Source organism: Pseudomonas paraveronii, from assembly GCF_963681955.1.
Lineage (GTDB): Bacteria > Pseudomonadota > Gammaproteobacteria > Pseudomonadales > Pseudomonadaceae > Aquipseudomonas > Aquipseudomonas paraveronii.
Genome location: NZ_OY817130.1, coordinates 1268082 through 1281080 on the forward strand (window position 1 = coordinate 1268082; position 12999 = coordinate 1281080).

Below are 12999 nucleotides of genomic sequence, written 5' to 3' on the forward strand. Positions count from 1 at the left end.
CCAGGCAAGGAGCTCGTTTTGTGACACAAGCCAATCCCACGGCGCTGCTGCGTCAGACCCACATCGATACGATCCACACCCTGTTCGCCGATCCACCGTCCCTACGGGCGGTGGCCCAGGCCAGCGCCCAGGCCCATCTGGACGAGCACTTCGCGGCGCGTACACTGACCGCCGAGCAGCTTTACCTGCGCACGCCGCTGGCGGGCCAAACCGCGACGTATGACTACACCGCGTTGGCGGACGCACTGGTGGCGCGGCTGGTCAATGGTGAACCGGTGCTCTACGTGCCGGGCCACCATGAGAGTGTCCAGCGGGTGGGGGATGACTATGAACCGGGCACACTGGACCTCTTCGAGTGTGAAGTGCTGGTCAATGAGCGCGGCGCGCTGTTGTTGGCGTCTTACCGGGAGCAGTTGCAGGTCTGGTGGCAAACGCGTTGGTGGCCGCTGGTCGAGGCGTTGATGGGCGTCGTCAGCGATACGCCCAGACAGCCTGGCATGAGCCAGCGCCATCTTGATACGTTCTTTTCGCTGTCTTTCACCAACCCCAGCGGGGAGCTGACCGCTCCGGCCGGTCCGTTGCGCGTCTCTACGGTTCACCTGCGCCGCGAGGACGCGGGAGACGACGATTCGGGCGAAGTGCTGCCTCTGTGGTTGCTCCAGGCAACGCATTCCACGGACATGGCGCTCTACAGCCCGGCCATGGGCGTGCAGTTGATCGACCAGTTGGACGATATCGGGCCGTTGCTGGCCGATCACCTGAGCCCGTTGTTGGATGAACCGGCAGGTGAGTGGTTTGTAGGTGAGCACGCAGGCCTGGCCCCTGAATCGCTGGCAAGCGGTTACCTGGCACGCCAGTTGAGGGAAATTGCCGCCATCGACCTCACGGTGCGTAGAACCGCGCAACAGTATCAGGCCCTGCTCAATGCCATCACCGACACACGTCGCTGGTTTGTGTCCCCCCTGACGGCGTTCGGACAAGGCGTTCACGAGGCCATTCCGGCGTGGCTGTTCAACGCCGCGCAAACTGATCGACTTCAATATGGGCGTCTACTGGTCGAGCAGGTGCGCCACTTGAACCAGGGCGCGGGCCGGCGGTTTTTCCCCGAAGTCCCGTCCCTGGCAGCGTTTGCCGAAACAGCGTTGCAAGACTGTCTGGACAACGAGCCACGCGCACTTGAGCTCAAGGTCCTGGATATCCATGTGGTGTTCGGCCCGCCGAGCGCTGCGTCCCTTGAGTTGACCCTGACCGAATGGGCGCTGGAAACCCTGGGCGGGTTCACGCCGAGCCCCACCGCTATCACGCTCAAAGGCGCCCCCGCGCCCGCCTGGCTGACCGAGCCCTTGCTCAGAGACTGGCTGATCAAAGCCGATATCGCCAAGGCTTACGGCGCGATCCTGAGGCAACGGTTTGCCAAGGGCGACGCCGCCAACGACTGGGACCGGGACCTGGCCGGCGATCAGGTGCTGTCACAGCTGAAGATGCTGGCAATGGCGTACAAAATCCAGGGGCTGCATGGGCTGACCCAGCAGGGCTATCGCCTCATTAGCGAGCGTGCCGGGGGGCTGCGGGCATCCTCCCGTCTGTTGCCGCTGACGCTCAAGGCCATGCCCCAAGGGCAGACGGCCGTTGTGCAGCACATGCACCTGTTGATGCCCCGGCAGGCGTCACCGGGCGCGTGCCTGTTGTATCGACCGCTGTTGAACCCGGTCGTACAGGAATTTGCCTCGCTGGAGGATCTGCACACAGCGATCAAGGCGCCTGGTGGCTTGCGCGACAGTGTCCTGGCATGGCTGCCGACGAATCACCGAGCGGTGTTCGAGCCGCTGCTCAGCGCCCTACCGGCCGATGACAACGCGGCGCTGGCGGTGGAGGTGAGCGAGGACCTCGAGTCGGTGCATTCCTTGCGCGAGGTGTTCTATCTGGCGCTGGAAACCTTGGGTGAATGGCCCGTATCGGGTGGTGATGCACGGCATTGGGCCTGCTTCAAAGCGGCCGGCTGGTCGTTGCCCGATGGGCTGATGCCACTGGTGCAGGGCGTGGACACGCTGAGCGGGTGGCTGGGGCAGTTGATGGACGCTGTGCGCCAGGATGTCGGGGCTACCACGGGTGTCGACGTGCTTGGCAACCTGGCGTGGGTGCTGGCGCACCGGGTTTCGCCGGCCAATGTGCAGTTGCAACTGGACCTGTCAGCGTTGATGTTTGCGACGCCGCAGAGGCTGCAAAACCCGTTGGAATTGACCCGTGTCCCAGTGCCCAAGCAGTTCAAGCAGCCGGATAAATGGGGCTCCGTTCTCCGTGTGAAAGCGCTCATTCAGCAGGTTCGGCAACAGACGGATCTGCGTCTTGAAGAGTGGCAAGCGCTCTACGACGGCGCCGACAGCACGCGTGCTGAGGCTGAGAGCCGAGTGAGCGTGCTGTCCAGGCTGGTGGACAGCATTGCCGACAACCTTGCAGATGCAGCGGCTAACCAGGTGCGTGAGCAATACCACCAGATTTTGCAGGTCAAGCTGAAGGCGCTGTCCCAGCAATTACACGCGCTCCGGCAGCTGCGCGGCCTGGCACCGCGCCTGGGCTATGAGGCGCAGGTCTGTGCGTTGCTCGAGTCTCTGGTGGGCACAGCACGCACCCTCGGTAGTCTGGAAGCACGCTACATCGCGTCACTCGATACCTCGCTGGCGTCGATGTCGCAAGGGCAAGTGGACGAGAGCCGGCGCAACCGCCTGGCCGCCTACAATTGGTCGATTCACTGGCGTGAACTGGAAAATCGTCACCTCGATGAGTTGACGGCGGTCATCGGCTGTGGCGCCGATAAGGGGCAAGCCCTCACGCTGGCCGTTGCGCCAGCCTCGGTGCTGGCGTTGCAGGCGCAGCAGGTCCGGCGTTTGTGGCAGGCGGCCTGGCGCGCCGAGGGTTCGGGAGGCGACGCGCTGTTTGCCGGGATGCTGGCACAGACCCTTCAGCGCGTCGCGTGCGCGAGTCAGTCCCATGCGGGGTTCATGGCGCTGACGCGAGCCGAGCGGATCGAGTTGTTCGACAGCGTGCTGCAGGTGTATGGCGATACCGCCGACCGGTTGGCGTTTTGCAGGGCGATTACGCCGCAAGCGTTTGATCTGGACTACCTGCATGAGCTTCAAACCTTGATCGACGAGCTGCACGCCACCGCCGAAAAAAATCTGCTGGAGGCGCTGGCGGACAACGCCCCGGCTGCACCTGTCGGCGCGCCGCGCAACAGCCTGATTCGTACCCGCGGCGACGACGTTTATCAGGTGCGTATCATTGAGCCGACTCACGAACAGCCCGCGCGCATCGCTCAAGTGCATGACCGCGCGGATGAGTTGATTGCCTCCTTCAAACAGGCGGCCGATGGTTTGTGGGACCCGATGGAGCGAGCACCCGCCACGCTCGGCTGTGCAATGGCCGACACGTTGGTCGAGATGATCGAGCACGGCAAGCAAACGGTGGCCGGTGTCGAGCGAATGATCGCCCAGGTGTTGAGGATGGTCCCCACGGCCAAAAGGGCTCATTCGCTGCAAGACGTGCTCGCTGTGCCGGCGTTTTTCTTGCTTGAGTGCGCTGAAGCGATGCGTCGCAAGTTGGCGCAAGCGAGCGCTGCCCGCTGGCCGGTGAAGCACCGCAGCACGGCGCAACGCATTGAAGCGGATTGGCGCGCGGCGGCGGCCCGTTTGTATGAACAGGGAGTTCATGCCAGGATCGCGGTGATCAAGGCCCGCGCACCGGTCCAGGCGGGGGTCGACGCGCTCCTGGCGGGTCATGAGGTGCAGTTGGTCAACCGGCCGGGGCGGTATCGGGTGGACGACGGTGCGGATGATTACGTGCAGTTCTGCCAGGTCGTGGACGTTCATACCCGTCAGTCAGAGGGGTATATCCACCTGTACTATCCGCAGGCAGTCGGTCGGGACGACTTGTTTACCGCTGCGTATCTGAAGAGCCCCGAGCAGCACCACGCGACCCGGCAAACCGAGCTGCCGCTGTCATTTTCGCGCTGGATGATCCCGACGGCGGCGACAATACTGGCCGACCATCGGAGTCAGGTCAGCCGGTCCCAGACCTGTCGCTGGATGGCCGATGCCGACCCCCGCTGATCAACGAGGGCAGGCGCGAACATGCTCGCGCCTGCGCTGGCCTCACCGTGCGGACAGCGGCTCGCGGTTACGGCGCAGGTGCGCCTTTTTCAGCGCCTCGCGTGTCAGGCCGCGCATCCATTCCTTCTCGTTGTAGCCCAGGTCATTGAGCAGGCGGTTGTACAGCGCGTCGCTGATCGGCGTGTCGGCGAACACCACGCTTTCCTGCGTTTGCAGTTCGTCGGCCAGGGCCTTGAGCTGGTCCTTGAGCCGGGCTTTCTGCTGCGGCTCCTGTTCGGCGTGCCATTGCGCCTGCAGGGTTTGCAGGTCGTCCAGGCGGTAGAACTTCTCGGTGTACTCGGTGAGATTCTGTTGATAAAGGCTGTCGTAGGTTTCCTGCAGGAAGGTCTCCCAGTACGGCTCCAGTAACATCTGGTTGACCAGGCCATCGCCCCGGCCCAACTCCCTGACGCTGGTGTGCGCCTGTTGGATCCGGCTCGGGCTGACGTCGGCGGTGTCGCGGTAGAGCATATGGTCCGACAGCCACGGCAGGTCCAGCTCGTTGGCCAACGCGGTCTGATAGGCCAAGTGGATGTCGACTTCGTCCACCTCGCCCGCTTCGCCGTCCAGCACCTCTGAGCGCAGGCGCTGGCCTTCGCCACCGGCCGCTTTGGGTCGCAGGCGCCGGGCGACTTCTTCCTGGGCCACCTGATTGAGCTGCTTGAGCCGCGCCGCGCCCTTGGCCAGGGTCACCAGGCGGCCTTCGAGTTCAGGCAAGGTCGTTGAAAAACGCCGCGCTTCGCTGGCCATGACCTCGATCCCCATTTCATTGAAAATCTGCGCGCCGCCATCGCCACACAAGCCGGGGAAGCTCGACAGCTTGAACAGGCGCTCGCGCAGGGCGCTGTCGGCGTGGGCGGCGTTGATCAAGCGCCAGACCCGCTGGGTCAACCCGGCCTGGTTGGCGGCGTGGCGCTGCCGGTCTTGAGGGTTTTCAAAGAACTCGGGGGGCTCCAGGTACTTGATAACCTCGAAAAAGCCTTGGGAGCCGTGCTCGTCTTCGACGGCGTCCCACAGGTGCTCGCGCACCACGCGGGTGTCCGCGTCGGCGTCTACCAGCCACGGGTCGCTGTTGCCCTGGGGTTCATAGGTGCGATACGGGTCCAGCCCGGCCTCGGTGCGGTAGCGTTCGTACAGGGCGCGCTGATCGTCGTTCAGCGTGTGGCGGTCCAGCCGCGTGCGCGCCACGGTGCGCGCGGCCGTCGGCTCGGCGGTCAGCGCGGGCAGGGTGGTGATCGGGTTGCCGCTCAGGTTCAGGTCGAACAGCTCGTTCCTGGCGTGCGCGAACAGGCCGGCGGGCCATTGGTGGATTTGCGTGTGGTTCAAGTCGAGGCGGCGCAGGTTGGGCATGCGCGTGATATCCGGTGCGGCGGTGAGGGGGTTGTGGTCCAGAATCGCGACGTGCAGGCGCCGCAGATTGCGCAGGCGCGTCACGTCTTCAGGGAACAGCACCATGCGGTTGTTCGACAGGTTCAGGTTGCGCAACTGCCGCATCGCCGTCAGTTCGACCGGCAAGCTCGTCAGGTGGTTGTGGCTCAGGTCCAGGGAGCGCAGCGCCGGGAAGTGTTTGAGCAAACCGCAATGGGATTGCCCGACGCTGCTCTGGCTCAGGTTCAGGAACGTCACATGCTCAAAGTTGACGGTCAGCGCGGGCAGCGACTCGGGTAACGGCATGCCGTCCAGATTGACCCGCGCGCCGGATTGGGTTCTGCCCCAATCGTCGGTGTATTCGGCGTAACGTTCGCCCCAGCACTGTTCCAGTTGGAGGGCCAGGCGTCTGCGGGCGGCCAGTTGTTGCCGTTCCTGGGCGCTGCCTTTGGGGTGATGGGTGGGCGATTGCTTCCAGGTTTGCAGCTGGGTGTTCAGGGTGTGTTTCTCCAGCGTCAGTTCGTTCAGGGTGCTGCTCAATTGGTCGGCGGGGATGTCCTCGATAAAGCGGTTCAGGCGTTGCTCGCTGAGGCTCGGAAACAAGCGTTGCAGGACGTCCCTGGCAAACGCCGCGTGGTTCTCGGCCGGGGCGGGGCGGCAGCGGCTGAGCAGCGGGCCGCCGAGCAATTGCGCGGTATCCCGCTCCATGACGCGGTGGGTGTCTGGCCCGGCGAGGACCTTGCGTCGCTCGGCCAGGGGTTCAAGGTGGGTCATCAGCCAGTGCTTGAAGTCTTCGCCCTCGCCGGGTTGGTAGCCCAGGGCGGTGCGTGGCTCGCTGGGCAGCGCGAGCAACACTGCTTCATACAGGCTGGCGGGGCGGTGTAACGGTTGGCCGGCATTGTCGTAGACCGAATAGCCCAGGCGGGTGTGAACCAGCACCCGGCGTGTGGCGGCCGTGTCCGAACCGGCCTGGCTGCGCAGGGTGCCCGTGACCGTGGCTTCGCGGATTTCAAGGTGCAGATCGGTGAGTGCATCGGTATTGAACAGCAGGCTCTTGAGCAGCAGGTGTTCAGTCGCCGGGTTGGGCATGGCCGGTGGATAAAAGCCTTCGTAGGCATGCACCGAATCAGCCGCCAGCTGCAATTCGCTGGCTTGATTGCGCAGGCGCAGGGGCGCGTGCCGGTCGTTCGCCAAGGCCTCGCGTTCGTGGGGGCGGGCGCGCTCCAGCAGGCGGCGGGCCAGGCTCAGGTCGAGGTCGGGATGGTCCCGGCGCAGGCCGACGATGCCGGGGTCGTCGCTCTCTTCGCGGGCGCGGTAGACCGCCGGGGCGATATCGCGGCTCTGGCTCAGTACGTAGTTGGCCAGCAGATCGCGCAACGCCTGTACCCGCTGCGATTCCGGCACCTCGGCGCCGAGCAGGGGGGGGATCGCCGCTTCATCGAGAAAGCCCAGCACCCGCTCCGGCAAGTGCCCGGACAGCACCTCGCCGAGGCTGATGCGCAAGGTGTCGGCGGGGCCGGCTTGCGCGGCGCCATAGCGGTGCGAGCTGCCGCTCAGGTCGGGCTTGAGGAACACTTGCAGCGCTTTGTCCTGGGGCCAGCCGTCGAGTTCGGTGACCATTTGCTCGAACCAGTCCGAGCTGGGGTCGGCGCTCAAGGCTTGCCCCGTGCGGATTCTGTCACTGGCGACCTGGATCGATTCGGCCGCTTCGAGGCGTTTGAGGCCGGCATCGAGCAGCGGCGGCAGCGCTTCGTTGTGCTCGTATACACGACGCAACGCGCCGTCTTCGGTGGCGCTGGCGACCCTGAGCTGTTCCAGTTGCGTGTCACTGAACGGTTGCACCCGATGCCCGAGACGCCGCAGCAGCTGCGGGCGCTCCCAGGTGCGCGGGCGTTCGCCCTCGTGGGTCACGGCGCCGTCGCCGTTCAATTGCAGGCGCGGCCGGTAGGCGTCCGCGCGTTCCGGGTGGACCACGCGGTGCGCGTCGCTGAGCGGGTCGTAATGCACCTCCAGGTGATGGCCGTCCAGCGCCAGCAGGGTTTTGCCCTGGTGTGTGTGCAAGCCCGAGGGCGCGGGAGTCGAGCCTTCGGGGATCAGGTCTTTCTGGGCGAACACGCTGATATCCGGGTTCCACAAGCGCCGTGAGCCGTCGGCCCGCTGCACCGGCACCAGGCCCTCGACAAACGGCGAGAGCTTGAGCCGCGCCAACTGACCGATGCTGGCGCCCGCCGCGAACAGGGCGAACTGGATCACGCTGTCGGCCACCCCCACCACATGTTCCCAGGCTTCGGTGCGCAGGCCTTCGCTCCAATCGACGACGCCTTCGAACACCTCGTCCATGACCTGGTACGCGCTGTAGACCAGCATCAATTCGCCGAGTACCGGCACGAAGGGCGTGACCACCAGCAACGCCGCGTTGAGGATGTCGGCGAGCATCTGCTCCAGGTTGTCCCACCAGGCCCAGCGGGCGCGGCGGTCGGCGTCGACGGTGGACAGTGCGATGTTGCGTGCGTCGTTGACGATTTTGTTCAGTTGGGTGCGAAACAGGTAGTCCCACAGCGTATCGGCGGCCGGCGAAGGCGGGCGCTGGCGATAGTCGTCCTGCCAGGCGTGCAGGCTGAAGTGCAGGTTGGGATCGCTGATCGGCGTGTCTTGCCAGCTCGGCCCGCTGTCGGTGGGCTGTTTCTGATGCCATTGGATGTGGCTCAGGCGCGCATTGATCCCGGCGAAAAAGGCCGCGCGTTTGGCGTGGGGCACGAACTGGCTGAAGAACACTTGATAGCGCGCCTTGTCGCGCAATTGGCGGGTCAGTTCTTGCATGAACGCCTGGGGCGACGGGTATTCCTTGAGCGGGTGCTCGGGGTCTTCGGCGACGTAGGCGATCACCCGTGGGCTGGGCGCGGCGATAAACAGCACGATGCCCACCAGAGCGACGTTCATCAGGCTGAGGGTGTAGGCCTGGAGCGCGGCGCCGTCGAGCTGCGGGGTCGGCTGGTCGTCCAGCAGATTGAGCATCGCGACATGGGCATCGGGCTTCAGGTCGGCCTTGGCCAGGGCCAGGAGCGCGGCGCTTTTCAGCGCGGCCTTGTGGCGTGCCGTGACCTCGCCGTGCAGGGTGCGGGCGAGTGCCGGGTTCTTGAAACCGAGGGCCTGGCTGAGCTTGAGTTGATACTGCGCGCCGATATCCAGCTGGCGGCAAATGTCTTTGAACTGTTGCGCGGTGAGCCGCGTGCCGCTGCGGCGGTGGGTGATCGAGAGCACGTCGCGTTGCCCGCGCGCATCGGTCGGGCCGAGGAAGGCGAAGTCGAGAAAGGTCTGGTCGGCGGCGAAGTTGTACAGCGCCGCATCGAGCAACGAAAAGGTCTTGCTCGCCTGGGCGCCGGTCACGTTGAGCTTCCACCCACTCGTCTTGGCGTCGACGTAGAGGCGCAGGTAGGTGTTGCGTACATCCAGGTTGCCGTAGTCGCGCAGGGCGTGTTTGAGCAGGGGTTCGGCGAAGGCGTACACGTCGTTCAAGCCGGCGAGGCGTTGGTCCAGGCGGTTTTGTTGTTGCCAATGCTCGGCAATGGCGGCCTTGAGCGGGGCTGGCGCGGTCACGTGTTTGACGCCTGCGGCTTTCAGTGCGCCGAGGCGTCCCGGCGTGGCCTGGGTGAGCCAGTCTGGCAGGGCGTCGCGGATGTGTGTGTAGTGGGCGCCGTTGAAGGCGCTGTTGGGTGGCGGTAATTGGGGCATGGATCAGGTCCTGTCTAAGGGTGATCCAGGAGTGTGTTCAACGCTGCCGCGCCGAGGTGGCAGATAGATAGTGCCGCCTGGCGTCAGGGGGTGCCCGCCAGGCACAGCGCCGGGTCGCCCGGTTGCAGCAGCGGGTTGAGCAGCGGCGCCATGCCCTTGAGCACCTGCACCGGCAAGGCCGAGGTGAAGGTGAAGTGCTGCGCCGACGCCCCCGGCACAAACGCGGTGAGGGTGCCGAAGTGATGGGCGCCGATGTAGAACACGAAGGTCGCCGTGCGGTTGATCGATTTGGAACTGAGCATGCGCCCGCCGGCTCCCATGGCTTCGATGCGGTTATCGCCGGTGCCGGTTTTGCCGCCCATCGCCAGCGGTGTGCCGTCGGCCAGTTTGAAGCTGCCGGCCACGCGCTTGGCGGTGCCGGCGTCGACCACTTGCGACAGCGCGCCGCGCAACGCCGTGGCGACTGCGCTGGGCAGCACCCGTTTGCCGCGGTTCGGGTCGTTGGCGACGTGGGTTTCGTAGGGCGTGCCGCTGGCAAATTGCAGGCTGTCGATACGCAGCACGGGCAAGCGCACGCCGTCGTTGAGGATGATCCCCATCAGTTCCGCGAGAGCGGCGGGGCGGTCGCCGGAGCTGCCGATGGCGGTGGCCAGCGACGGCACCAGGTGGTCGAACGGGTAGCCCACGGCCTGCCAGCGCTGGTGGATATCGAGGAACGCTTCGATCTCCAGCATGGTGCGGATGCGGCTGTCACGCGCACTCTGGTGGCGGCTCTTGAACAACCAGCTGTAGACCTCCTGGCGCTCGAATTCACTGGCTTTGACGATCTCGTCGAAGGTCGCCTCGGGGTGGTTGAGCAGGTAGCCCAGCAACCACAGGTCCAGCGGATGCACCTTGGCGATATAGCCCTGGTCCGGCAGGTTGTAAGCGCCGGGGCCGTAGCTCTGGTAAAGGCGTTCGAGGCGCTCGTCGCTGAGCTTATCGGTGGTTTTGAGGGGCTTCAGGTGCGAGCGCACGAAGCCGTTGAAACTTTCCTGGCTGGCCTGGGGCAGCAGGTAGCGGTGGACGGCGGCCAGGCGGATCGCGGTGGGGTGCAGGCTGTCCATGAAGGTGTCGAGCCGGGCCTGGGTGTCTTTGTGGCGGTATTTCTTCCAGAACTTGAGCAGGAACGCGGTGCCTTCGTGGTCGGCGAACTTGGCCAGGTATTCCTGGCGGCGCGGGTCGTTGTCGTCCTTGAGCAGCCGTGCGCTGTTGTCTTCGCCCGAATAGGTGGTGTAGCGCACCAGATCACGCATCAGGCGAATGAACGGCAGGTTGATCGATTCGCGTAGGGCATCGCGCAAGGTCGGGTTGCGGCCGTTGTCTTCGTTGCGAAAGTTATGGAAGCGGTGCAGGCCGCCGCCGGTGAAAAACGCCTCGCCGGGGTTGGCCGAATAGGTGCGGTCGAGGGCGGCGTCGAGCATCTTCGCCAGGTCGCGGTCGCTGTGCTGGGTCAGGTAATTCAGCGCCCAGCGCGAGAGCACGTCCTGCTCGGGCAGCTCGACGCTTTTCAGCTCGGCGGGCGTGCGTGCCTGATAGCGCTCATGCAGCTCGGTGATGATTTGCAGGTAGGTGGTCAGCACCCGCAGCTTGGCGGTGGAGCCCAGTTCCAGCTTGCTGCCGTCGTTGATGTCGAACGGCTGGTCGGTGTTGTCGGTCTGCACCCGCACGCGTGCGCCGTCGGGCGTCAGTTCGTAGAGGGTGAAGCTGTAGCGCACCTGCGGTGTGCTTTGCGGCGTCAGCAGGCGCGGGCCGAGCAGGCCCATCTGCGCGGCGAACGCCGGGTCGGCCAGGTGCTTGAGGTAGTCGGTGGCCTGGGTTTGCAGGGCGTAGTGCAAGGTGCTGGTGGCCGACAGGTCGAGGCGGTCGAGGTCATACAGCGAGCGGTTGAGCAGGCTGGCGAGCCGGCTGCGCGCAACGTTGATGGCCTTGTTGGTTTCCACCGGCTGCAGGGTCGGTTGCTGCTGCCAGTCGCGGTAGGTCACAGGGCTGGCGAGGGCGGCGGCGGACAAGGTGGCGGGGATCACCTGGTTCTGCGCGAGCAGGCGTAGATGGCTGTCGGTCAATTGCGCCAGCTCTTCGCGGCCTTTGGTCAGGTAGTGCGAGGGGCGGCGTTGGGCGATCATCAGCGACAGCACCTGGCGCAGGGCCAGGCCGCGTCTGGCCAGGCTCGCCGGGTCTTGCGCGCTGTCGCTCAAGGCCTGATTGACCTGATTGAAGTCGGCGCCGTACCACACCCGCAGGCCTTCGGCCAGGCCGTGCACTTCGCCGTGGCCCGGCACGGCGGACAACGGCACGCTGTTGAGATAGTCGCGCACGATAGTCTGCCGACTGCCCAGGGTGTCCGGCCCGGCCTGGTAGGCCCGGACGCTGGCGGACAGCATCTGGCGGATTTTCTCGCCGCCGGACACGGTCAAGCCGTCGGGCGAATGGCGATATTTTTCCAGCTGCGTGGCCAGGGTGCTGCCGCCGGCTGTCTGCCCCGGCAGATGCATGAGTTTGGCCACTTGCGACCAGGCCGCCTTGGCAAAGCGCGGCCAGTCGACCGCCGGGTTGGCCAGCGGTTGCTTGGGGTCGAGCAGGTCGCGGTCTTCAATGAACAGCAGGCTCTGCACCACCAGCGGCGGGATCGCGGCAAAGCGGGTGTAGAGCTGTTGTGGGTAGATGAAGGTATACAGCGGCGCGGCGCGGCAATCGGTGATGCTCAGGCCGGCCTGGACTTTTTCTGCGTAGGGCACGAACAGCCCGTTCCGGGCGTAGTCCATCAAGGCCGGGGAGAAGCGCGTCTGGGCCTGGATCAGGTAATTGCGCTTGAGCAGGCGCGGCAAGAATTCATCCAGCGCGCTGTAGCCCAGGCGCCGGTCGAACGGGCCGTCGCCGGGGTACACGATGGCATCGCTGGCGCCGGGCTCCAGGCGGTAACCGAGGGAAGCGGCCAACGGGCTCAGGTAGCGGGCCTGCAGGCGCGAGGTGTGCATTTCTACGCTGGCGGCCCAGCCCAGCGCCAGCAGCGCGAACAACAGCACCAGCCACACCAGGCGCCACCACCGGCTTCGCGTGTGGGCGCTGTGTGGCAATGGCGGTTGATCCGGGCTGTCGGTTGGCTGCGCAGCCTGCTTCGAATCGGTTTGCCATAAAGCGCCCATAGTCGATTCATCCATTGACGTAGATTGATCGGACTTGGGTGTAGCTTAGTCGTTAGTTGCGAAATGTGTCGGTTCACGGCTGTGGGCGTTTCACTGCGCTGCGTAGCAGGGGCAGCCAGTTGCGGTCGTTGGCCCGGCCCCAGCGGTAGGTGCCGTGGTCGTTGAATAACACCGAAATGTCCGCCAGGTACCAGGCGTACATTTTGATGCTGAGCTCGCGAATGTATTCGTTTGCCGGGCAGACGATGGCCGCCCAGGGGTCACATATCCACAGGCCCCTCCAGCCCGCTTCGCTGAAGTTCAGCGTCGAACCCAATGTCGGGGGCGTTATACCCACCACCACAAACGCGTGAGCCGGTGGGCTGGTGCCCCAAACGCGCGAGGCACCGCCGTTGAAACGGATCAATTCGTTCGCCACATGGGCCATCTGGTCGCAATTGCCCGCGCCGGTCTTGAGGATCACTTCGGTGTAGTTGGGCTGCCCGGCCCGGCTGTACTGCCACATCACCAGCGATTCGGCAATGGACAGCCGTTCCAACTCGTCGACCCCCAGCCCCGCGACGTTGGAC

Annotated in this window: 3 protein-coding genes; 1 reads left to right on the top strand and 2 read right to left on the bottom strand. The window is 65.2% G+C overall.

What is annotated here, in order from left to right:
* Window positions 1–20: 20 nt before the first annotated feature.
* Window positions 21–4106, top strand: a complete 4086-nt coding sequence (locus U5A08_RS05650; protein ID WP_321850675.1) for a hypothetical protein — start codon at window positions 21–23, stop codon at window positions 4104–4106.
* Between the two features lie 42 nt (window positions 4107–4148).
* Here U5A08_RS05650 and U5A08_RS05655 read toward each other — a convergent pair whose 3' ends face one another.
* Together U5A08_RS05655 and U5A08_RS05660 are read right to left on the bottom strand one after the other, a co-directional pair.
* On the bottom strand, window positions 4149–9245 hold the full coding sequence (locus U5A08_RS05655) for a dermonecrotic toxin domain-containing protein (protein WP_321850676.1): 5097 nt from the start codon (window positions 9243–9245) through the stop codon (window positions 4149–4151).
* 83 nt (window positions 9246–9328) lie between these two features.
* The gene (locus tag U5A08_RS05660) at window positions 9329–12430 is read right to left on the bottom strand and encodes a transglycosylase domain-containing protein (RefSeq protein ID WP_321850677.1); all 3102 of its coding nucleotides are present in this window, start codon (window positions 12428–12430) and stop codon (window positions 9329–9331) included.
* Window positions 12431–12999: the final 569 nt, after the last annotated feature.